Annotated in this window: 19 protein-coding genes; 13 read left to right on the top strand and 6 right to left on the bottom strand. The window is 58.6% G+C overall.

Going from position 1 to position 21919, the window contains the following annotated elements; all coding sequences use genetic code 11:
• The first annotated feature begins 37 nt into the window (after positions 1 to 37).
• Genes IM271_RS14220 through IM271_RS14195 form a run of 6 tightly spaced genes read left to right on the top strand, consistent with a single transcriptional unit; the run spans position 38 to position 6133 of the window.
• Positions 38 to 1558 carry a sugar ABC transporter ATP-binding protein gene (locus IM271_RS14220; protein WP_028015199.1) on the top strand — a complete coding sequence of 507 codons (1521 nt, stop codon included), beginning with the start codon at positions 38 to 40 and terminating at the stop codon, positions 1556 to 1558.
• Entirely contained in the window at positions 1555 to 2550 is a 996-nt protein-coding gene (locus IM271_RS14215; RefSeq protein ID WP_028015198.1) for a ribose ABC transporter permease, read from the top strand. The genes IM271_RS14220 and IM271_RS14215 overlap by 4 nt, the downstream gene beginning before the upstream one ends.
• 30 nt (positions 2551 to 2580) lie before the next feature.
• Positions 2581 to 3522, top strand: a complete 942-nt coding sequence (locus tag IM271_RS14210) for an ABC transporter substrate-binding protein (protein ID WP_193052765.1) — start codon at positions 2581 to 2583, stop codon at positions 3520 to 3522.
• A 49-nt stretch (positions 3523 to 3571) separates the two neighbouring features.
• Positions 3572 to 4258, top strand: a complete 687-nt coding sequence (locus IM271_RS14205; RefSeq protein ID WP_048999403.1) for a D-lyxose/D-mannose family sugar isomerase — start codon at positions 3572 to 3574, stop codon at positions 4256 to 4258.
• A gap of 10 nt (positions 4259 to 4268) precedes the next feature.
• Complete coding sequence (locus IM271_RS14200) at positions 4269 to 5129, top strand: ketose 1,6-bisphosphate aldolase (RefSeq protein ID WP_193052770.1); 861 nt, start codon at positions 4269 to 4271, stop codon at positions 5127 to 5129.
• Positions 5126 to 6133: a carbohydrate kinase family protein gene (locus IM271_RS14195; protein ID WP_193052769.1), complete on the top strand. Its 1008-nt coding sequence runs from the start codon at positions 5126 to 5128 to the stop codon at positions 6131 to 6133. Before IM271_RS14200 ends, IM271_RS14195 begins: the two co-directional genes overlap by 4 nt.
• Here IM271_RS14195 and IM271_RS14190 read toward each other — a convergent pair.
• Complete coding sequence (locus tag IM271_RS14190; protein ID WP_048957490.1) at positions 6130 to 6861, bottom strand: response regulator; 732 nt, start codon at positions 6859 to 6861, stop codon at positions 6130 to 6132. The genes IM271_RS14195 and IM271_RS14190 overlap by 4 nt on opposite strands.
• A gap of 257 nt (positions 6862 to 7118) precedes the next feature.
• Here IM271_RS14190 and fdhF point away from each other — a divergent pair, with 257 nt between their 5' ends.
• The 3 genes from fdhF (at position 7119) to IM271_RS14175 (ending at position 10535) form a co-directional block, all read left to right on the top strand.
• Positions 7119 to 9266 carry a formate dehydrogenase subunit alpha gene (fdhF, locus tag IM271_RS14185; protein WP_193052764.1) on the top strand — a complete coding sequence of 716 codons (2148 nt, stop codon included), beginning with the start codon at positions 7119 to 7121 and terminating at the stop codon, positions 9264 to 9266.
• A gap of 320 nt (positions 9267 to 9586) precedes the next feature.
• A complete protein-coding gene (locus IM271_RS14180; protein ID WP_028015189.1) occupies positions 9587 to 9739 on the top strand; it encodes a Hok/Gef family protein in 153 nt (50 codons plus the stop codon).
• Positions 9740 to 9860: 121 nt separating this feature from the next.
• On the top strand, positions 9861 to 10535 hold the full coding sequence (locus IM271_RS14175; protein WP_193052763.1) for a tetratricopeptide repeat protein: 675 nt from the start codon (positions 9861 to 9863) through the stop codon (positions 10533 to 10535).
• Between the two features lie 80 nt (positions 10536 to 10615).
• Here IM271_RS14175 and gltP read toward each other — a convergent pair whose 3' ends face one another.
• Positions 10616 to 11929 carry a glutamate/aspartate:proton symporter GltP gene (gene gltP / locus IM271_RS14170; RefSeq protein WP_028015187.1) on the bottom strand — a complete coding sequence of 438 codons (1314 nt, stop codon included), beginning with the start codon at positions 11927 to 11929 and terminating at the stop codon, positions 10616 to 10618.
• 423 nt (positions 11930 to 12352) lie between these two features.
• On the opposite strand from gltP, the gene acs reads away from it, so the two are divergent.
• From acs to actP, 3 genes are all read left to right on the top strand, one after another.
• Positions 12353 to 14311, top strand: a complete 1959-nt coding sequence (gene acs, locus IM271_RS14165) for an acetate--CoA ligase (RefSeq protein ID WP_192987552.1) — start codon at positions 12353 to 12355, stop codon at positions 14309 to 14311.
• Positions 14312 to 14439: 128 nt separating this feature from the next.
• Positions 14440 to 14754, top strand: a complete 315-nt coding sequence (locus IM271_RS14160) for a DUF485 domain-containing protein (RefSeq protein WP_028015185.1) — start codon at positions 14440 to 14442, stop codon at positions 14752 to 14754.
• A complete protein-coding gene (gene actP, locus IM271_RS14155; RefSeq protein ID WP_047366862.1) occupies positions 14751 to 16400 on the top strand; it encodes a cation/acetate symporter ActP in 1650 nt (549 codons plus the stop codon). The genes IM271_RS14160 and actP overlap by 4 nt, the downstream gene beginning before the upstream one ends.
• A gap of 32 nt (positions 16401 to 16432) precedes the next feature.
• Here the strand turns inward: actP and IM271_RS14150 are convergent, their stop codons facing one another.
• Both IM271_RS14150 and IM271_RS14145 read right to left on the bottom strand, forming a co-directional pair.
• A complete protein-coding gene (locus tag IM271_RS14150) occupies positions 16433 to 17122 on the bottom strand; it encodes an LrgB family protein (RefSeq protein ID WP_045630755.1) in 690 nt (229 codons plus the stop codon).
• Entirely contained in the window at positions 17115 to 17525 is a 411-nt protein-coding gene (locus tag IM271_RS14145; protein ID WP_028015182.1) for a CidA/LrgA family protein, read from the bottom strand. The genes IM271_RS14150 and IM271_RS14145 overlap by 8 nt, the downstream gene beginning before the upstream one ends.
• A gap of 102 nt (positions 17526 to 17627) precedes the next feature.
• On the opposite strand from IM271_RS14145, the gene IM271_RS14140 reads away from it, so the two are divergent.
• Entirely contained in the window at positions 17628 to 18515 is an 888-nt protein-coding gene (locus tag IM271_RS14140; protein WP_041911529.1) for a LysR family transcriptional regulator, read from the top strand.
• A gap of 81 nt (positions 18516 to 18596) precedes the next feature.
• On the opposite strand, the gene IM271_RS14135 is transcribed toward IM271_RS14140, so the two are convergent.
• Both IM271_RS14135 and ghxP read right to left on the bottom strand, forming a co-directional pair.
• Positions 18597 to 20243, bottom strand: a complete 1647-nt coding sequence (locus tag IM271_RS14135) for a Na+/H+ antiporter (RefSeq protein ID WP_028015180.1) — start codon at positions 20241 to 20243, stop codon at positions 18597 to 18599.
• Positions 20244 to 20396: 153 nt separating this feature from the next.
• A complete protein-coding gene (gene ghxP / locus IM271_RS14130; RefSeq protein ID WP_028015179.1) occupies positions 20397 to 21746 on the bottom strand; it encodes a guanine/hypoxanthine transporter GhxP in 1350 nt (449 codons plus the stop codon).
• Between the last annotated feature and the right edge of the window lie 173 nt (positions 21747 to 21919).

Below are 21919 nucleotides of genomic sequence, written 5' to 3'. Positions count from 1 at the left end.
ATGAAGTGCAGATATCGACATTCACAGGAGATCCGCCATGAGCAGAACCCCGGTTTTAGAGATGCGCCACATTGCCAAAACCTTTGGCAATTTCCACGCGCTCAAGGGCGTCGATTTGACGGTCTTCCCCGGTGAGATCCACGCGCTGATGGGGGAAAACGGCGCGGGAAAAAGCACGCTGATGAAGATCCTCGCGGGGGCCTATACCGCCACCGGCGGCGAGATCCTGATCGACGGCCAGCCGTTTCACATCAAAGGGCCGAAGGACGCGCTGGCCGCAGGCATTACCCTGATTTACCAGGAGATGCAGCTCGCCCCCAATCTGACCGTCGCGGAAAATATCTTCCTCGGCAGCGAGCTGTCGCGCGGCGGGCTGGTGCAGCGCAAGGAGATGGCCGCCCAGGCGCAGGCGGTGATTGACCGTCTCGGCGCGCAGTTCAGCGCCACCGACCTGGTGATGAAGCTGACCATCGCCGAGCAGCAGCAGGTGGAAATCGCCCGCGCGCTGCACCGCAATAGCCGCATCCTGGTGATGGACGAACCCACCGCCGCCCTCTCCTCCCGCGAAACCCACCGCCTGTTTGAACTGATTTTGCGCCTGCGCGATGAAGGCATGGCGATTATCTATATCAGCCACCGCATGGCGGAGGTCTATGAACTCTCTGACCGCGTGAGCGTTCTGCGCGACGGGCAGTACGTCGGCAGCCTGACGCGCGACAAGCTGAACGCGTCTGAACTGGTGAAGATGATGGTGGGCCGCCCGCTCAGCGATCTGTTCAACAAAGAGCGCGATATCCCTCTCGGCAGCCCGCGTCTCAACGTGCACCACCTCACCGACGGTAAAAAAGTGCAGCCATGCAGCCTGCAGGTGCGCTCCGGTGAAATCGTCGGGCTGGCGGGGCTGGTCGGGGCCGGACGCTCCGAGCTGGCGCAGTTGATTTTCGGCGTGCGCAAGGCCACCGGCGGGATGATTGAGGTGGACGGCGAGCCGGTGGTGATCCACTCCCCGCGCGCGGCCATTGAAAACGGGATTGGTTTTCTCACCGAGAACCGCAAGGAGCAGGGGCTGTTTCTGGAGCTGGCGGCGCAGGAGAACATCACCATGGCGACGCTGGAGCGCGACGCCACCTTCGGCATGCTTAACCGCAAAAAAGCCCAGTCCATTTCCGATGACGCTATCGCCCTGCTTAACATCCGCGTGCCCCATTCTCAGGTGCGCGCGGGCGGGCTTTCCGGCGGCAACCAGCAAAAGCTGCTGATCTCCCGCTGGGTGGCGATTGGCCCGCGCATTCTGATTCTCGACGAACCCACGCGCGGGGTGGACGTCGGTGCCAAAAGCGAGATCTACCGCATCATGAACCAGATGGCGCGCAAGGGGGTGGCGATTCTGATGATCTCCAGCGAGCTGCCGGAAGTGGTAGGCATGAGCGACCGGGTGTACGTAATGCGGGAAGGCAGCATTGCGGGTGAACTGCACGGGCGCGACATCTCTCAGGAAAATATTATGACGCTGGCAACCGGCGTGAACGACACACATCATCAGGCGGTGCAATCATGACAACTCCAACCCATCCGCAGCAGGTGGCGAAATCCGCCTCCGCCAAAAAAATGCTGATGAGCGATCTGATGCAAACGGTCGGCATTTTGCCGATTTTAATCCTGATTGTGGCGGTGTTTGGCTTTATCGCCCCGAACTTCTTTACCGAAAGTAACCTGCTCAACATTACCCGTCAGGCGTCGATCAACATCGTGCTGGCGGCGGGGATGACCTTCATCATCCTGACCGGCGGGATTGACCTCTCCGTGGGCTCGATTCTCGGCACCACGGCGGTGGCGGCGATGGTGGTCTCGCTTATTCCTGAATTCGCGATGCTCTCCATTCCGGCGGCGCTGATGCTCGGCATGGTGCTGGGGCTGTTCAACGGCGCGCTGGTGGCCTTCGCCGGGCTGCCGCCGTTTATCGTCACGCTCGGCACCTATACGGCGCTGCGCGGCGCGGCGTATCTGCTGGCGGACGGCACCACGGTGATTAACTCCAGCATCAGCTTCGAGTGGATCGGCAATAACTACCTCGGCCCGATTCCGTGGCTCGTCGTCATTGCCCTGGCAGTCATCGCTATCTGCTGGTTCATCCTGCGCCGCACCACGCTCGGCGTTCATATCTACGCGGTCGGCGGCAACATGCAGGCGGCGCGCTTAACCGGCATCAAGGTCTGGCTGGTGCTGCTGTTTGTCTACGGCATGAGCGGCCTGCTCTCCGGCCTCGGCGGGGTGATGAGCGCCTCGCGCCTCTACAGCGCCAACGGCAACCTCGGCACGGGTTACGAGTTGGATGCGATTGCGGCGGTGATCCTCGGCGGCACCAGCTTCGTCGGCGGGATCGGCACGATCACCGGCACGCTGGTGGGGGCGCTGATCATCGCCACCCTCAACAACGGCATGACGCTGATGGGCGTCTCCTACTTCTGGCAGCTGGTGATCAAAGGGGCGGTGATCATCATAGCGGTGCTGATCGACAAATACCGTACCCGACATCATCAAAGTGCATAACAACAATACCCTACAAGCGAGGAAGACAAGATGCGTTTGAAACCCTTAGTGACCGCGCTCTGTGCTGGCGCGCTGCTGGCCGCAACGCCGTTTGCGCAGGCAAAAGATCTGAAGTCCATCGGCGTGACGGTGGGCGACCTGGCTAACCCGTTCTTCGTGCAGATCACCAAAGGTGCCGAGCTGGAAGCGCGCAAGCTGGCTGGCGATAACGTCAAGGTGACGCTGGTTTCCAGCGGGTACGATCTGGGCCAGCAGGTGTCGCAGATCGATAACTTCATCGCCGCGAAGGTGGACATGATCATCCTCAACGCTGCGGATTCCAAAGGGATCGGCCCGGCGGTGAAGCGAGCCAAAGAAGCGGGGATCGTGGTCGTGGCGGTGGACGTGGCGGCGGAAGGGGCCGATGCGACCATCACCTCCGATAATACCCAGGCGGGGGAAATGGCCTGTAAGTACATTACCGACCGCCTGAAAGGCAAAGGCAACGTGGTGATCATCAACGGACCGCCGGTCTCCGCGGTGCAGAACCGCGTGGAAGGCTGCCAGACGGAATTCAAAAAACATCCGGACATCAAGGTGCTCTCGGACAACCAGAATGCCAAAGGCAGTCGTGAAGGCGGGCTGGAAGTGATGACCTCCCTGCTGGCGGCCAATCCGAAGATCGACGGCGTATTCGCGATTAACGATCCGACCGCGATCGGCGCCGATCTGGCGGCGAAACAGGCCCAGCGCAATGAGTTCTTTATCGTCGGCGTGGACGGTTCCCCGGACGGTGAAGAGGCGCTGAAGCGCGAAAACTCCCTGTTTGTGGCGACCCCGGCGCAGGATCCGCAGGTGATGGCGGCGAAGGCGGTGGAGATCGGCTATGACATTCTGCAGGGCCAACCTGCGCCGAAAGAGCCTGTGCTGATCCCGGTGACGATGATCGATAAAAAGAACGTCGGCACGTATAAGGGGTGGACGGTTAAATGATCCTTTTCCCTCTCCCACAGGGAGAGGGAACTGTTTTCAAGGAGTCCCCATGAAACGCTCCGACATTAATGAAATCCTCGGCCACACGCGGCAGTTCTTTTCCATGCACGACGTGCATCTCCCGCCGTTTGCCAGCTTTCCACCCACAAAATGGCAGCAGCTTGATCGGGCCGAGTGGCAGGAAGTGTTTGACCTCAAGCTCGGCTGGGACGTGACCGCTTTCGGCGGCAACAGCTTTTCCGCACAGGGTCTGACGCTGTTTACCCTGCGCAACGGCTCCCCCAACGGCGTGCCGTATGAGAAATGCTACGCCGAAAAAATCATGCACGTGCGCGACGGCCAGGTGACGCCGATGCATTTTCACTGGCGCAAGCGGGAGGACATCATTAACCGGGGCGGCGGGAACCTGATTATTGAGTTATGGAATGCGGGAGCGCATGAAGAGACCGAAAACACCGACGTGACCGTCACGATTGACGGCTGTCGGCAAACCCACGCTCCCGGCAGCCAGCTGCGCCTCACACCAGGGGAAAGCATCTGTCTCACGCCCGGTCTGTATCACAGCTTCTGGGGCGAACGCGGCTTTGGGGACGTGCTGGTGGGCGAAGTGTCGTCGGTGAATGACGACGAGCACGACAACCACTTTTTGCAGCCCGTTGCCCGCTATAACAACATCGAAGAAGACGAACCGGCGGTGCTGGTGTTGTGCAACGAGTACAACCTGTTTCGGAGATAAGGAGTGAATGATGCCACTGATTTCTCTTGCCGACGGTCTTGAGCACGCCAGGAAACATCGCTACGCGCTGGGCGCGTTCAACGTGCTCGACTCCCATTTCCTGCGCGCGCTGTTTGCCGCCGCAAAGCAGGAACGCTCGCCGTTTATCATCAACATCGCCGAAGTGCACTTTAAGTATGTTTCCCTGGATTCGCTGGTCGAAGCGGTCAAGTTCGAAGCCGCCCGTCACGATATTCCCGTGGTGCTGAATCTCGACCACGGTCTGCATTTCGAGGCCGTCGTGCTCGCCCTGCGCCTGGGGTTTAGCTCGGTGATGTTCGACGGCTCGACGCTGAGCTACGAGGAGAACATTCGCCAGACCCGGGAAGTGGTGAAGATGTGCCACGCGGTGGGCGTCTCGGTGGAGGCGGAGCTGGGCGCGGTCGGCGGGGATGAAGGCGGCGCGCTGTACGGACATGCGGATGAAGCGTTCTTTACCGACCCGCAGCTGGCGCGGGAGTTTGTCGATAAGACCGGCATCGACGCGCTGGCGGTCGCCATCGGCAACGCGCACGGCAAATACAAAGGCGAACCGAAGCTCGATTTCCCGCGCCTGGACGCCATTCGTCAGCAGACGGGGCTGCCGCTGGTGCTGCACGGCGGCTCCGGGATTAGCGATGCCGACTTCCGCCGCGCCATCGAGCTGGGCATTCATAAAATCAACTTCTACACCGGCATGTCGCAGGCCGCGCTCGCCGCCGTTGAGCAGCGTATGGCGAACCGCCAGCCGCTGTACGATGAGTTTGCCGAACTGCTGCTGGGGATAGAAGAGGCGATAACCGATACGGTCGCCGAGCAGATGCGCATCTTCGGCAGCGCGGGGCAGGCATAATGGAACGCAAAGGCATCATCGCCGCAGGCAATATGCTGGTGGATCACGTTCACCAGATCGTGCAGTGGCCGGAGCGCGGCTGGCTGGCGGAAATCACCCACAGCGAACGCTCAACCGGCGGCGCGCCGCTCAACGTGCTGCTGACGCTGGCGAAAATGCACGCCGGCCTGCCGCTGCAGGCGGTGGGGCTGATCGGGGAAGACGGCGACGGGGATTACATTCTGGCGATGCTCGACCAGTACCACGTCAACCGCCAGCGCGTACAGCGCACCACCTTTGCGCCAACCTCCATGTCGCAGGTGATGACCGATCCCAGCGGGCAGCGCACCTTTTTCCACTCGCCGGGCGCCAACCGTCTGCTGGATCTTCCCGCCTTCGATCGTCTCGATGGATCGATGAAGATCTTCCATCTCGGCTACCTGCTGCTGCTCGACAGCCTGGATATGCCGGATGACGAGTTTGGCACCCGCAGCGCGCGGCTGCTGGCGCAGATGCGCGAGCAGGGGTATGAAACCTCCCTTGACCTGGTGTCCCGCAAGGGCGACCCGCGCTATCAGCCACTGGTACTCCCTGCCCTGCGCCATCTGGATTATCTGGTGATTAACGAGCTCGAGGCCGGTGAGTTTAGCGGGCTGACAATGCGTGACGAAAACGACGCCCCGCACATTGTCCATATCGCCGACGCCGCGGCGCAGCTGCTGGCGGCAGGCGTTCGTCAGCGGGTGGTGATCCACTGCCCGGAAGGGGCATGGGGTGAAACACCGGGAGAAGCGGGCCGATGGGTTCCGTCCTGGAAGCTGGAGCAGAACGAGATTATCGGCAGCGTCGGCGCGGGCGACGCGTTTTGCGCGGGCTTTTTATACGGCTGCCATGAATCGCTGCCGCTGACAGAAAGTATTTATCTGGCGCACGCCTGCGCGCGGGCAAGCCTACTGGCGGCCAATGCGATTGACGGCGCGAAAACGCTGGCCGAGCTGCAGCTGTTTATTAAAGAGAATACTTAGGCCGCTTTCTCACTATGAGACACATCGGCGGCAAAAACGTAGCCCAGACCGCGCATGGTTTTGATGAGCTTAGGCTGATGCGGGTTGACCTCGATTTTTCGCCGCAGGCGCATGATCAACACGTCAATCGTACGGTCGAATACCTCGGTACTTTCGCTGTGGGTGAGCTCAAGCAGCTGCTCGCGGCTCAGTACCCGGCGGGCATTCTGCGTGAGCGCCAGCAGCAGGCCATATTCACCCTGAGTCAGTGGCACGGCGTTACGCTGCGGATCAATCAGTTCACAGCGGGTGGTGTCCAGCGTCCAGTCGTTGAAGGTTATCCCCGCCGCACGTGGCATCGGCGCTTCGGCTGCCAGCGCTCCGGTACGACGCAGCACGGCCTTAACGCGTGCCACCACCACGCGTGGATTAAACGGTTTGCCAATATAATCGTCAGCCCCCATCTCCAGCCCCACCACCACGTCTGATTCACTGCCCAGCCCGGTTAACATGATCACCGGTAGCGCCGGGCGCTGCTTTTGCAGCTGCAGCAAAACCTGCAGGCCGTTGATGTCCGGCAGCATCATATCCAGCAGAACAAGGGCGATAGCCGGCTCCTGTTGAACCTGCCGCAGCGCATCCTGGCCGTTGTGGCAGACAAGCACGCTAAAGACGTGCTCGCTCAGCACATCCTGCAGCAGTTCACACACTGCCATATCGTCATCAACCACCAGAATCGCCGGTTTCATCATATGCTTCCGTCAGGGGATTATGTTAAGTCTGAACCATTCTGCCGTCGGCTCCAGTGAAATGAATTTTTCCGTGACGGAAATTCAACCCATGTCACATCCGCCGCTCATTCGACACGTCAATTTTGACGATTGTCTGCTTTTCGTCAGGGATTTCGCCGGGAATGCACCGTAAAGCCGGTGAGTAACCCCACTAAAAACATGGCATAGAAGCTGCATTAGTCGGTGCGAAAGATTTGATTAACTGGAGCAGACTGATGAAAAAAGTCGTCACGGTTTGCCCTTATTGTGCCTCAGGTTGCAAGATCCACCTGGTGGTCGATAACGGCAAAATCGTCCGGGCGGAGGCCGCGCAGGGGAAAACCAACCAGGGCACGCTGTGCCTGAAGGGGTATTACGGCTGGGATTTCATTAACGATACACAAATCCTCACCCCGCGCCTGAAAAACCCTATGATCCGCCGCGAGCGCGGCGGCAAGCTGGAAGCCGTCTCCTGGAACGAGGCGCTGGATTACGTCGCCACGCGCCTGAGTGCCATTAAGGCCAAGTATGGCCCGGATGCCATTCAGACCACCGGCTCCTCACGCGGGACCGGGAATGAAACCAACTACGTGATGCAAAAATTCGCGCGCGCCGTTATTGGTACCAATAACGTCGACTGCTGCGCTCGCGTCTGACACGGCCCATCGGTTGCAGGTCTGCACCAGTCGGTCGGTAACGGCGCAATGAGTAATGCTATCAACGAGATAGATAACACCGATCTGGTGTTTATCTTCGGTTATAACCCGGCGGATTCTCACCCTATCGTCGCGAACCACGTGATTCGCGCTAAACAGAACGGGGCGAAAATTATCGTCTGCGATCCGCGCAAAATCGAAACCGCGCGCATTGCGGATATGCACATTGCGCTGAAAAACGGCTCGAATATCGCGCTGTTGAATGCGATGGGGCACGTCATTATTGAGGAAAACCTGTACGACCAGGCGTTTGTCGCCACGCGTACGGAAGGGTTTGAAGAGTACCGGAAAATTGTCGAAGGCTACACGCCGGAGTCGGTAGAGGCGATAACCGGCGTGAGCGCGCAGGAGATCCGCCAGGCGGCTCGGATGTATGCCGGAGCGAAAACCGCCGCCATCCTGTGGGGCATGGGCGTGACCCAGTTCTACCAGGGCGTGGAAACCGTGCGCTCCCTGACCAGCCTCGCGATGCTGACCGGGAATCTCGGCAAAGCGCACGTCGGCGTTAACCCGGTTCGCGGCCAGAATAACGTCCAGGGTGCCTGCGACATGGGCGCGCTGCCGGACACGTATCCGGGCTATCAGTACGTGAAGTACCCGGAAAACCGCGAGAAGTTCGCGAAGGCCTGGGGCGTGGAGAGCCTGCCGGCACACACCGGCTATCGCATCAGCGAGCTGCCGCACCGCGCGGCGCACGGTGAAGTGCGGGCGGCCTACATCATGGGTGAAGATCCGCTCCAGACCGACGCCGAGCTGTCTGCGGTGCGCAAAGGCTTTGAGGATCTGGAGCTGGTGATTGTCCAGGATATCTTCATGACCAAAACCGCGGCGGCGGCGGATGTGATTCTCCCGTCGACCTCCTGGGGCGAGCATGAAGGCGTCTACACGGCGGCGGACCGCGGCTTCCAGCGCTTCTTTAAGGCGGTCGAGCCGAAGTGGGATTTGAAAACGGACTGGCAGATCATCAGCGAAATCGCCACCCGCATGGGCTACCCGATGCACTACAACAACACCCAGGAGATCTGGGACGAGCTGCGGCATCTGTGCCCGGACTTTTATGGGGCAACCTATGAAAAAATGGGTGAGCTGGGCTACATCCAGTGGCCGTGCCGGGACGAGTTGGAGGCCGACCAGGGGACGTCGTATCTCTTTAAAGAGAAATTTGACACCCCGAACGGGCTGGCGCAGTTCTTCACCTGCGACTGGGTTGCGCCAATCGATAAACTCACCGAGGAGTACCCGATGGTGCTCTCTACCGTGCGTGAAGTAGGCCACTACTCCTGTCGTTCAATGACCGGCAACTGCGCCGCGCTGGCGGCGCTGGCGGACGAACCGGGCTACGCGCAGATCAACACCGCCGATGCGGAGCGCCTCGGCATTGAGGATGAAGCGCTGGTGTGGGTGAATTCGCGCAAAGGCCGCATCATTACCCGCGCGCAGGTCAGCGACCGTCCAAACAAAGGGGCGGTCTATATGACCTACCAGTGGTGGATTGGTGCCTGTAACGAGCTGGTGACGGAGAACCTCAGCCCGATAACTAAAACGCCGGAGTATAAATACTGCGCCGTCAACGTGGAGCCGATTGCGGATCAGCACGCGGCGGAACAGTATGTGATCGACGAATATAACAAGCTGAAAGCACGGCTGCGTGAAAGCGCAATGGGTTGAAGCCGTTAATTAATCGTTGAATAAAGGGAGTGAGTTATTCACTCCTTTTTTATTTCCGCTTAAAACATTAAAAATATCAATTATTATTCTGGAAAGCGGCTCGCAAAATAATGTAATTCGCGCAGAACAGAATTACATCTTTGCATTTTAATTCAGAAGGATAAGATGTGCGGCGGGTGCTTAAGACTTTCTGTCTTGAGCATTGTTGAGGGACAGAAAGTGGAAAGCCCCGGGGAATTTTCATTCACCCGAGGCTACCCCTCAACTTCCAACAGGTTGAGAGTAGCCTCTTATTCTTTTTTTGACAAGGAGTAAAAGGCATGACGCCATTAAAAACTGCGTTAGGCATCGTCTTTATTATCTGCCTGACGATAGTGATATTTACCTTTATTACTCGCGGTAGACTGTGCGAGTTTTCAATAAAGAGTGAACATCAGGAGGTGGCGGCGAAATTAGCCTGCGTGGCAGGCTAACCTCTACGGGCGAAACCACGGTTTCGCCCGGCTTGTAGGATGCTGAGGTCTTAATGCACCCATTTTTTTCTTTTGCTACCGCGATTATACTGCGCGGCGTGTACCCAGATGATAAGAATCCATGAAAGCCATTTTTCTGTTGTTGTTATTTTTTACGTCGTTCGCCCGCGCGGATGAGATAGGCAGCCAGTATCAGAAGCAGGCGGAAGCCGGCGATGCCCGCGCCCAGTATTATCTCGCCGATACCTACTTCAGCTCCGGTGACAGTAAGCAGGCAGCGCTGTGGGCCGAGAAAGCCGCAAAAGGCGGTGATGTCGACGCCATGGGGTTACTCTCGCAGATCCTCTTTACGCAGGGGGATTACGCTCAGGCTAAAGCGCTGGCACAGCAGGCCACCATCGCCGGCAGCAAGCGCGGCACGATTATGCTGGCGCGTATTATGGTGAACACGCAGGCGGGTAAAACCGACTATCCTCAGGCCATCAAGCTCCTGCAAACGGCGGCCGAAGATATCGACAACGACTCGGCGGTCGATGCGCAACTGCTGCTGGGGCTGATTTATGCCAACGGCGTAGAGGTGCCGCAGGATGACGTACAGGCGGCGTCATGGTTTAAGCGTAGCTCGTCGCTGTCACGTACGGGCTATGCGGAATACTGGGCAGGAATGCTGTTCCAGCAGGGTGAGAAAGGCTTTATCACGCCGAATAAGCAGAAAGCGCTCTACTGGCTAAACCTGAGCTGTACCGAAGGGTTTGATACGGGGTGTGAGGAGTTTGATGCGTTGAGCGGAGAATAACGTGCCGGGTGGCGGCTTCGCCTTACCGGGCCAACAAAACCCGTAGGCCCGGTAAGCGCAGCGCCACCGGGCTTAGGATGTTACTGGTCAGCCGTCTTATCGAAACGACCCAGCACTTCACGTTCATACGCCAGCGCTTTTTTACGGTCGAATTTGTGTTCCCACTTGGCGATAACCAGCACCGCCAGCGCGTTACCCACCACGTTCAGCGCCGTACGCGCCATATCGAGGATACGGTCCACACCGGCGATAAACGCCAGGCCTTCCAGCGGAATACCCACGCTGCCCAGCGTCGCCAGCAGCACCACGAAGGAGACGCCCGGCACGCCTGCGATGCCCTTTGAGGTCACCATCAGCGTCAGAACCAGTACGATCTCCTGCCACAGCGACAGGTCAATGCCGTACAGCTGCGCGATAAAGATCGCCGCAATACTCTGGTACAACGTCGAGCCATCCAGGTTGAAGGAGTAGCCGGTCGGCACCACGAAGCTCGTTATCGACGCTGGCGCACCGTACGCCTCCATCTTCTCAATGATGCGCGGCAGCACGCTCTCAGAGCTTGCGGTGGAGTACGCCAGAATCAGTTCATCCTTCAGGATGCGGATCAGGATCCAGATACTCAGCCCGCACAGGCGCGCCACAATCCCCAGCACCACCAGCGCGAAGAACAGAATGGCGAAGTGCACCAGGATCACCAGCTTCGCCAGCGGCCACAGGGAGGCAAAACCAAAGTTCGCCACGGTCACTGCGATAAGCGCGAACACCCCAACCGGCGCGTAGCGCATCACCATGTGGGTCACTTTGAACATGGTTTCGGAGATAGAGCGGAACACGGTCACCAGCGGCTCGCGGTGCGTCGCTGGCAACGAGGAGAGCCCCAGACCAAACAGCACCGAGAAGAAGATGATCGGCAGCATCTCGCCTTTCGCCATGGAAGCAATGATGTTGGTCGGCACCAGCGACAGGATAGTCCCCATCAGACCATGGGAATGGCTCTGCACGTCAGCGGTGGTGCTTTGATATTTCGAAATATCCACCGTCGCCAGCTGCGACATATCGATCCCGGAGCCTGGCTGGAATACGTTCGCCAGCGTTATGCCGAGGATAATCGCAACCGTTGTGATCACTTCGAAATAGAGAATAGTTTTCGCGCCAATGCGGCCTAACTGCTTCGCATCGCCGACGCCCGCGATACCGACCACCAGCGTCGAGATCACAATGGGCACCACAATCATCTTAATCAGATGAATAAAAATATCGCCTGCCGGAGAGAGCAGGTTCGCAATCAGCCACTCGCGGCTGTCGCTATGATAATGAAGATAACTGCCCAGCAAGATGCCCAGCACAAGGGCCAGCAGGATCTGCCAGGCCAGGCTGACTTTCAAATTTTTCATAGAAACTGACTTCCTCAATGAAATCTCCGCACCAGCAAAACTGCATGAATATGGAGACATACTGAAAGGGTATGAATTGTGTTGCGTTGGTTTATGGGATTTTTTAACGCGGCGTATGAGTATCATTTGCACGACCTGTTGCGCAAGCCTTAAAGAACGACGCATTTCACTATCAAAAGCGGTTATGACGCGAGTTTGTCATAATTCTGATAAATAACCTTTTGTTATAAAAACGCTTTTTTATAAAGAATTGTGAATAATCGGCATCGTGAATTATTTCCCTTCAAAGTTTCATTCGCTCAATTTTCAACCTGTTCAAACAATGCGTGATCTGTCGCCCAAATACTAAACAAAGCTTGTAAAGCCCCTACTATTAACGTTTTTGCGACATATTATTAACATCTTACAAGGAGAAAAAAAGCCATGAGCCAAATACACAAACACGACATTCCCGCAAACATTGCGGACCGTTGCCTGATCACCCCGGAGCAGTACCACGAGAAATATCAGCAATCTGTTACCAACCCGGACGCCTTCTGGGCCGAGCAGGGTCACATCCTTGACTGGATCAAACCTTATCAGAAGGTGAAGAATACCTCTTTCGCGCCAGGCAACGTCTCCATTAAATGGTATGAAGACGGCACGCTGAACCTGGCGGCGAACTGCCTGGACCGCCATCTTGCCGAACGCGGCAACGAAACGGCCATTATCTGGGAAGGCGACGATGCCTCTCAGAGCAAACACATCTCTTATAAAGAGCTGCACCGCGACGTCTGCCGCTTCGCTAACGTGCTGCTGGACCAGGGGATTAAAAAAGGCGACGTGGTGGCGATCTACATGCCGATGGTGCCGGAAGCGGCGGTAGCTATGCTCGCCTGCGCGCGTATTGGCGCGATCCACTCCGTCATCTTCGGCGGCTTCTCCCCTGAAGCGGTTGCCGGGCGCATCGTTGACTCGAACTCGAAGCTGGTGATCACCGCCGACGAGGGCGTACGCGCCGGGCGCGGTATTCCGCTGAAGAAAAACGTCGATGAAGCGCTGAAAAACCCGAACGTCAAATCCATCAATAACGTCATTGTCCTCAAGCGTACCGGCGGCAAGATCGACTGGCACGAGGGGCGTGACCTGTGGTGGAGCGACCTGATTGAAAAAGCGAGCGACCAGCATCAGCCGGAAGAGATGAACGCGGAAGATCCGCTGTTTATTCTTTACACCTCCGGCTCAACCGGTAAACCGAAAGGCGTACTGCACACCACCGGCGGCTATCTGGTCTATGCGGCCACCACCTTTAAATACGTCTTCGACTACCATCCGGGCGACATCTACTGGTGTACCGCCGACGTGGGTTGGGTCACCGGACACAGCTACCTGCTGTACGGCCCGCTGGCCTGCGGCGCAACGACGCTGATGTTTGAGGGCGTACCGAACTGGCCGACCCCGGCGCGCATGTGTCAGGTGGTCGATAAGCACCAGGTCAACATTCTTTACACCGCGCCAACGGCGATCCGCGCGTTAATGGCGGAAGGCGATAAGGCCATCGAGGGCACTGACCGCTCCTCATTGCGCATCCTCGGCTCCGTGGGCGAGCCCATCAACCCGGAAGCCTGGGAGTGGTACTGGAAGAAAATCGGTAACGAGAAGTGCCCGGTGATGGACACCTGGTGGCAGACCGAAACCGGCGGCTTCATGATCACCCCAATGCCGGGTGCCACGCAGCTGAAGGCCGGCTCGGCAACCCGTCCGTTCTTCGGCGTGCAGCCTGCGCTGGTGGATAACGAAGGCAATCCGCAGGAAGGCGCCACCGAGGGTAACCTGGTGATCACAGACTCCTGGCCGGGCCAGGCGCGCACGCTGTTTGGCGATCACGAGCGCTTCGAGCAGACCTACTTCTCGACCTTTAAAAACATGTACTTCAGCGGCGACGGCGCGCGCCGGGATGAAGACGGTTATTACTGGATCACCGGACGCGTGGACGACGTGCTGAACGTTTCCGGCCACCGTCTGGGTACGGCAGAAATTGAGTCCGCGCTGGTGTCGCATCCGAAGATTGCCGAAGCGGCGGTGGTCGGCATTCCTCACAACATCAAGGGCCAGGCGATCTACGCCTACGTCACCCTGAACCACGGCGAAGAGCCGTCGCCGGAGCTGTATACCGAGGTGCGCAACTGGGTACGTAAAGAGATTGGCCCGCTTGCCACGCCGGACGTACTGCACTGGACAGACTCGCTGCCGAAAACCCGTTCCGGCAAGATTATGCGCCGTATCCTGCGCAAAATCGCGGCAGGCGATACCAGCAACCTCGGCGATACCTCAACGCTTGCGGATCCTGGCGTGGTGGACAAACTGCTCGAAGAGAAGCAGGCCATCGCAATGCCTTCATAATTTTTTCCCCCTCTCCCCGTGGGAGAGGGCCGGGGTGAGGGCATCAGACCGCACCTTCCTCCCCTCACCCTCTCCCCATAGGGGAGAGGGGATAAAACAAACCAACCTTACCTCTGGAGATTTCTGTGATGAATAACGATATTTGTCAGCAGATAGAGAATAGTGCGCACTACAGGGAGCTCGTCGATAAGCGGCAACGGTTTGCCTTCACCCTTTCCATCATCATGCTGATTATCTATGTCGGCTTTATTCTGCTGATCGCCTTTGCGCCGCACTGGCTGGGCACCCCGTTACATGAGGGCACCAGCGTGACGCGCGGTATCCCCATTGGCATTGGCGTGATCGTGATTTCATTTGTGCTGACCGGCGTCTACGTCTGGCGCGCGAACGGTGAGTTCGATCGTCTTAATAAAGCGGTACTGCAAGAGGTAAAAGCATCATGAAGCGAATCCTGACGGCGCTAGCCGCCACACTTCCCTTTGCCGCCCACGCGGCGGATGCCATTACCGGCGAGGTACAGCGCCAGCCAACCAACTGGCAGGCGATTATCATGTTCCTGATTTTCGTGGTGCTGACGCTGTACATTACGTACTGGGCGTCGAAACGCGTTCGCTCCCGTAACGATTACTACACTGCGGGCGGCAACATTACCGGCTTCCAGAACGGCCTGGCGATTGCGGGTGACTTTATGTCCGCCGCCTCGTTCCTCGGGATCTCCGCGCTGGTGTACACCTCCGGCTATGACGGCCTGATCTACTCCCTCGGCTTCCTCGTTGGCTGGCCGATCATTCTGTTCCTGATTGCCGAACGCTTGCGCAACCTGGGACGTTACACCTTCGCTGACGTGGCATCCTATCGCCTGAAACAGGGGCCGATTCGTACCCTCTCCGCCTGCGGCTCGCTGGTGGTGGTGGCGCTGTATCTGATCGCCCAGATGGTGGGCGCGGGCAAGCTTATCGAACTGTTGTTTGGCCTGAACTACCACGTCGCGGTGGTGCTGGTGGGCGTGCTGATGGTGATGTACGTTCTGTTCGGCGGCATGCTGGCCACCACCTGGGTGCAGATCATCAAAGCCGTACTGCTGCTGTTCGGCGCGAGCTTTATGGCCTTTATGGTGATGAAACACGTCGGCTTCAGCTTCAATAACCTGTTCACCGAAGCGATGGCTGTCCACCCGAAAGGAGAAGCGATCATGAGCCCGGGCGGGCTGGTGAAAGATCCGATCTCCGCGCTCTCTCTCGGTCTCGGCCTGATGTTTGGTACCGCTGGCCTGCCGCACATTCTGATGCGTTTCTTCACGGTGTCAGACGCGCGTGAAGCGCGTAAGAGCGTCTTCTACGCCACCGGCTTTATGGGTTACTTCTACATCCTGACCTTTATCATCGGCTTCGGCGCGATCATGCTGGTGGGCGCGAATCCGGCGTTTAAAGACGCGGCGGGTGCGCTGATTGGCGGTAACAACATGGCGGCGGTGCACCTGGCCGACGCGGTGGGCGGCAACCTGTTCCTCGGCTTTATCTCCGCCGTGGCCTTCGCCACCATCCTTGCGGTGGTCGCCGGGCTGACGCTGGCGGGCGCGTCTGCGGTATCGCACGACCTTTACGCCAACGTCTTCCGTAAAGGCGCGAGCGAGCGCGACGAGCTGAAGGTTTCCAAAATCACCGTGCTGGTGCTGGGCGTGGTCGCTATTCTGCTGGGGATCCTGTTTGAGAAGCAGAACATCGCCTTTATGGTGGGACTGGCCTTCTCGATTGCGGCAAGCTGTAACTTCCCAATCATTCTGCTCTCCATGTACTGGTCCAAACTGACCACCCGTGGGGCGATGATAGGCGGCTGGCTCGGCCTGCTGACAGCGGTAATTCTGATGATCCTCGGCCCGACCATCTGGGTGCAGATCCTCGGTCACGAAAGCGCTATCTTCCCGTACGAGTACCCGGCGCTGTTCTCCATTGCCGTGGCGTTTATCGGTATCTGGGTCTTCTCGGCTACCGACAACTCGCCGGAGGGTAACCTGGAGCGTGAGAAATTCCGCGCCCAGTTTATCCGCTCACAAACCGGCCTCGGCGTTGAGCAGGGCCGCGCGCACTAAGCCTTTCTCCCCGGTTGCTCTGGCCGGGGAGCTTAAAACATCACCCACGCCACCAGCGGCGCAATCAGCACCATCGTTACGCCCGAGAGCATCATCACCAGGCTTGCCACCACGCCCTCCTGCTGACCGAGCTCATACGAACGCGCCGTGCCTGCCCCGTGAGATGCCGCGCCAAACCCTGCTCCTTTCGCCATCCCTTCCCGAATGGACAGCCGCAGAAACAGCACATCCCCCACCGCCATGCCGAATACGCCGGTGACGACCACAAAGAGCGCCACCAGATCCGGCTGCCCGCCGAGCGGTTTGGCGGCCGCCAGCGCAAACGGCGTGGTCACCGAGCGCACGGCCAGACTGCGCTGAATTTCATCGGAGAGGGTAAACAGCCGCGCCAGCCAGACGGAGCTACAGACCGCCACCACCGTCGCGGTGACGACGCCCGCGCTGAGCGACATCCAGTGGCGTTTGATAATCGCCAGGTTGTCATACACCGGCACCGCAAAGGCGATAGTCGCCGGGCCGAGCAGCCACAGCAGCCAGTGGGATTCACCAATGTAGTTCTGCCAGGAGATATGGCCGAAGACCAGCATCAGCACCAGCAGGATCGGCGTAAAGACCAGCGGCATCAGCGGCAGCGTGCGAAAGCGGCGATACAGGCGCTTGTTGGCAAAGTAGATGGCGACCGTCACGATCAGGCACAGCACGCTTATCTGAAAGTTAGTCATGCTTTTGCCTGCTGATTTCGAACCGGTAAACCTTATCCACCACCCAGGCGGTGGCACCCAGCACCATCAGCGTGCTCAGGGCAATAACCGCGAAGATGCGCCAGCCGTCGACCATCAGCAGCTGCGCATAGTTCACCACCGCCACCACGGCCGGAACAAAGAACAGCAGCATCTCCGCCAGCAGCCAGCGCGCGCCGGCGCGCACCCAGCTGAGGGGCAACGCGCGGCAGAGGATCAGCACCAGCATCAGCACCATTCCCACCAGGTTGGCGGGTAAAGGCAGATGCAGCCAGTCGACAAGGTATTCCGCAAAAATAAACAGTCCCGCGTAGAGCAGTACCTGAACCGGGACCTGGAGTCGTTGCACAACGGCAGGCGTAACACGGCTTAACGCCACGGCCATGGGGGTTTTCCTCAGAAATGAGACGAGGCGCCAGTATAGTGAGCGTACGTCATCGACTGAAATGAATTAAAATCATCGAAGGTATAGTTTCGAGGAATAATCATGGACATAAGAACGCTGCGCTATTTTGTCGAGGTGGTTCGCCAGCAAAGTTTTACCCGCGCAGCGGAGAAGTTGTTCGTTACCCAGCCAACCATCAGCAAGATGCTGAAAAACCTCGAAGACGAGCTGAACTGTACCCTGCTGATCCGCGACGGACGCAAGCTGCTGCTGACCGATACCGGACGCGTGGTCTTCGAGCGCGGGCTGGCGATCCTGGCGGAGTTTCGCCAGCTTGAGGCCGAGCTTGCGGACATCAACCACCTGACGAAAGGTCTGCTGCGGCTCGGCATTCCGCCGATGGTTGGCATGATGATGGCCGGGCCGATAAGCCTGTTCCGTCAGCGCTACCCTGGCGTTGAGCTCAAAATTTCTGAATTTGGCGGCCTGACCGTGCAGCAGGCGGTGATCAACGGCGAGCTGGACGTGGCGATGACGGCCCTTCCCGTGGAGGAAGAGAGCGGGCTGGCAACGCTGCCGCTGTTCAGCCATCCGCTGTGCGTGCTGGTGCCCCGCTCCGGCGACTGGCTGAAGATAGACTCAGTGAAGCCCGATCTGCTCGGCGAACACCCGCTGCTGATCTACAACGAAGACTTCGCCTTAAGCCGCCAGCTAATGACCCTGTTTAACCACCATAACGTGAAGCCGCGCATTGCGGTGCGCAGCGGCCAGTGGGATTTCCTGGCGGCAATGGTGCAGGCGGGCGTGGGAATTGCCATTCTGCCGCAGCCGATCTGCGAGCGGCTGGATAAAAACACGCTGCGCTGGATCCCGCTGGAGAGTGACCTGCACTGGCAGTTGGGGATGATTTGGCGTGAAGGGGTGTATCTTTCGCACAGCGCACAGGCGTGGCTGCAATGTTGTGAGGGGTTTTGGGTGCGGTCTGAATAGTGCCGGGTGGCGGCTTCGCCTTACCCGGCCTACGGTTCAAATGTAGGCCCGATAAGCGTAGCGCCACCGGGCAACAACGCGCTACTGATTCTCTATCAACAGCGCTTCTAACAGGTCCAGATCGTGCAGCAGCTTTTGCAGCGTCTCGTTGCTGATCTGACGCGTCGCGCGCAGGTGATACAGCTCGGCACGCTCGGAGCGCAGCGCCGCCAGGCGGAAACGACGCTCGAGGTTCTCTTCCTGCAGCGAGCTTTCCACGTCGTTACGTCCGTCAGCACGACGGCGCAAATTACCAATCACGCGTGAACTGACTTCCTTCAGCAGCTGGTTATCAATGTTCTCTTCGGCATCGGCAGCCAGACGCTCCTCCATCTTCTCAATGGCGACAATCGCGACTTCTGCCGTCGCCGCACGGGCTATCCGCTCCTCTTTGTGCTGTTGGGTCGAGTCACCGGCATCAATGTGCTGGAGTAAAATCGGCAGCATAATCACGCCGACAAACAGCGAGAAGAGAATCACGCCCGCCGCCAGGAACACCAGCTCGTAGCGCGCCGGGAAGACGTCGCCCGTCGGCAGCAGCAGCGGAATAGAGAGCACACCGGCGAGGGTTATCGCCCCGCGTACGCCCGCGAAGGAGGCAATCAGCAGCTCGCGCGTGGTCCAGGAGCCGAACTCCATCGGCTTTTTGGTCAGGAAGCGGACGCTGAACTTTTTCATCGTCCACAGCCAGCCGAAACGCACCAGCATTAATGCCATGTAGATCAGCACGATATCGGTAAACAGCATCCAGACTTCAACGTTTGGATCCGCCTCCGCCGCGATCAGCGAGGATTCCATGATGCCCGGCAGCTGCAGGCCCAGCAGCAGGAAGACCATGCCGTTAAAGACAAATTCCAGCATCGCCCAGGTGCTGTTGGCACGCAGGCGCATCGCCAGCGGCGCGCGGCGCATCACGCCGGAGCGGGTGATGGTCATCCCCGCGGCTACCGCCGCCAGAATGCCCGAGACGCCGATATGTTCAGCGATAAGGTAAGAGGCAAACGGCAGCAGGAACAGCAGAACGATTTGCGTCGCCGGTTCATCGCCGCCCCAGCGGCTGAGGAAGCGCAGCGAACGACCGTACAGCCAGCTCACCACGAAGCCCGCGAGAATACCGCCAATCGCCACCTTGAAGAATTCCAGGGTCGCGCCACCAATGGTAAAGACCATGGTGCCCATGGCTACCGCCACGGCAAACTTCAGGGCCACCAGGCCGGAAGCGTCGTTCATCAACGCCTCGCCCTGCAAAATGCCCATTATTTTCTTCGGAATGCGCCCTTCACCCACAATGCCGGAAAGGGCCACGGCGTCGGTCGGCGACAGCACGGCGGCCAGCGCAAAGGCGGGAATTAACGGGATACCCGGTACGGCCCAGTAGATCAGGAAACCAATCCCGACCACGGTAACGACCACCAGCGCCAGCGCCAGGCCGAAGATCTCTCGCCCGTGCTCAAGAAATTCGCGCGTCGGCGTTTTCCACCCATCGGCAAACAGCAGCGGCGGGATAAACAGCACGAGGAACAGTTCCGGATCGAACTCCACGTGCAGACCGAACGTCGGCCACGCCAGCAGCGCGCCGATGGCTATTTGCATTAAAGGCAGGGGGACCTGGAAGGGCAGTACGCGTGTAACCACCCCGGATAATGAGACCACAAGGGTCATGATGAGTATTGTGAAGAAGATTTCCATGCGTTCCCTGTTTGCTGTGTTTCTTTTTAAGCCAAACCTGAGGCGTCGTGCCTCTTATTCTATCCTCTCCAGAGTAACGCAAAAGGCAACGGGATGAGTCCTGAAAATAAAAACGGGCGGCCTGAGCCACCCGTTTTCGCATCAATGGATAATTTAGATTGCCCAGCCGCCCGCGTAGAAGGCGACCAACGCAACGGCGATCACCACGGTGCCGATGTTCAGCTTGCGCCACTCTCCGGAAACCAGACGACCAATCACCAGCGACGCGAAACCGATCATGATGCCGGTCACGATGTTACAGGTCAGGACGATAAACACTGCGGTAATCAGGCCGGACATCGCATCCACGAAGTCCGCAAAATCGATTTTCGCCACGTTGCTCAGCATCAGCAGGCCGACGTACATCAGCGCTGGCGCGGTCGCGTAAGCCGGTACCAGGTATGAGAGCGGAGAGAGGAACAGGATCAGCAGGAACAGCACGCCGACGGTGATGGCCGTCAGGCCGGTTTTACCGCCTGCCGCCGTACCCGCTGCAGATTCGATATACACCGCCGCAGGCGCCGCACCCACCAGACCAGAGAAGACGCTGCTCAGGGAGTCGGTGGTCAGCGCTTTGCCGCCATCAATAATCTGACCGTCTTTATCCAGCAGGTTGGCCTGACCGGCCACCGCGCGAATGGTACCGGTGGCGTCAAATACCGCGGTCATCACCAGCGCCAGCACGCTTGGCAGGATCACCGGGTTCAGCGCACCGACGATATCCAGGCTGCCGATCAGGGAGTTGCCTTTGTCATCGCTCAGCGACGGCATGGCGAAAATACCGGAGAAGTGAACGGTCGGATCGAAAATCAGGCCGACAATAGAAATGCCAATAATGGTCAGCAAAATGCCGCCCGGCACCTTCAGTTTTTCCAGGCCGATAATCACCGCCAAACCGATGAGCGACATAATGACCGGGAAGCTCGCAAAATGACCGAGCGCTACCGGCAGGCCGTCCAGCGGGTTCTTGATGACCAGACCCACGCCGTTGGCAGCGATCAGCAGCAGGAACAGGCCGATACCGATACCGGTTCCGTGCGCCACGCCCTGCGGCAGGTTGCGCAAAATCCAGCTACGGATGCCGGTGGCAGAAATAACGGTAAACAGTACGCCCATCAGGAACACGGCGCCGAGGGCAACCGGTACGCTGATCTGCTGGCCCAGCACCAGACTGAACGCGGTAAAGGCGGTCAAAGAGATGGCGCAACCAATCGCCAGCGGCAGGTTCGCCCACAGGCCCATTACGATGGAGCCCACGCCGGCCACCAGGCAGGTGGCGACAAAGACAGCCGCAGGCGGGAAGCCCGCCTTGCCCAGCATGCCCGGCACCACGATGACGGAGTAAACCATCGCCAGAAACGTGGTCAGACCGGCAACGACTTCCTGACGCACGGTGCTGCCACGAGCCGAAATTTTAAACATGGCGTCAAGTGAACCGCCGGTACGCGCAGATGGCGTAGACATAGAAAACATCCCCTGAGAGTTTTTATAGAACGTCCATAAGCGTGGTGGAGACACCGCTGCCAGCTAAAACGTCAAATCCGTGTGTTGCGTTTGCGACGAAAGGGCGTCACAAAAAAAGCAAACGTTTAGCTCCGCGCTTATAAAACGGGTGGTCAAATTAAGGCAAACGATTA

It is taken from the genome of Enterobacter cloacae complex sp. I3 (assembly GCF_014896175.1).
Taxonomy (GTDB): domain Bacteria; phylum Pseudomonadota; class Gammaproteobacteria; order Enterobacterales; family Enterobacteriaceae; genus Enterobacter; species Enterobacter bugandensis.
The sequence above is the reverse complement of the archived record's forward strand: the minus strand, read 5'-3'. Positions and strand labels throughout refer to the sequence as shown.

Coding starts and splice junctions, on each gene's coding strand:
- IM271_RS14220 (WP_028015199.1), top strand. CDS start 38: ATGAGCAGAACCCCGGTTTTAGAGATGCGCCACATTGCCAAAACCTTT.
- IM271_RS14215 (WP_028015198.1), top strand. CDS start 1,555: ATGACAACTCCAACCCATCCGCAGCAGGTGGCGAAATCCGCCTCCGCC.
- IM271_RS14210 (WP_193052765.1), top strand. CDS start 2,581: ATGCGTTTGAAACCCTTAGTGACCGCGCTCTGTGCTGGCGCGCTGCTG.
- IM271_RS14205 (WP_048999403.1), top strand. CDS start 3,572: ATGAAACGCTCCGACATTAATGAAATCCTCGGCCACACGCGGCAGTTC.
- IM271_RS14200 (WP_193052770.1), top strand. CDS start 4,269: ATGCCACTGATTTCTCTTGCCGACGGTCTTGAGCACGCCAGGAAACAT.
- IM271_RS14190 (WP_048957490.1), bottom strand. CDS start 6,861: ATGAAACCGGCGATTCTGGTGGTTGATGACGATATGGCAGTGTGTGAA.
- IM271_RS14180 (WP_028015189.1), top strand. CDS start 9,587: ATGACGCCATTAAAAACTGCGTTAGGCATCGTCTTTATTATCTGCCTG.
- IM271_RS14175 (WP_193052763.1), top strand. CDS start 9,861: ATGAAAGCCATTTTTCTGTTGTTGTTATTTTTTACGTCGTTCGCCCGC.
- gltP (WP_028015187.1), bottom strand. CDS start 11,929: ATGAAAAATTTGAAAGTCAGCCTGGCCTGGCAGATCCTGCTGGCCCTT.
- acs (WP_192987552.1), top strand. CDS start 12,353: ATGAGCCAAATACACAAACACGACATTCCCGCAAACATTGCGGACCGT.
- IM271_RS14160 (WP_028015185.1), top strand. CDS start 14,440: ATGAATAACGATATTTGTCAGCAGATAGAGAATAGTGCGCACTACAGG.
- actP (WP_047366862.1), top strand. CDS start 14,751: ATGAAGCGAATCCTGACGGCGCTAGCCGCCACACTTCCCTTTGCCGCC.
- IM271_RS14150 (WP_045630755.1), bottom strand. CDS start 17,122: ATGACTAACTTTCAGATAAGCGTGCTGTGCCTGATCGTGACGGTCGCC.
- IM271_RS14145 (WP_028015182.1), bottom strand. CDS start 17,525: ATGGCCGTGGCGTTAAGCCGTGTTACGCCTGCCGTTGTGCAACGACTC.
- IM271_RS14140 (WP_041911529.1), top strand. CDS start 17,628: ATGGACATAAGAACGCTGCGCTATTTTGTCGAGGTGGTTCGCCAGCAA.
- IM271_RS14135 (WP_028015180.1), bottom strand. CDS start 20,243: ATGGAAATCTTCTTCACAATACTCATCATGACCCTTGTGGTCTCATTA.
- ghxP (WP_028015179.1), bottom strand. CDS start 21,746: ATGTCTACGCCATCTGCGCGTACCGGCGGTTCACTTGACGCCATGTTT.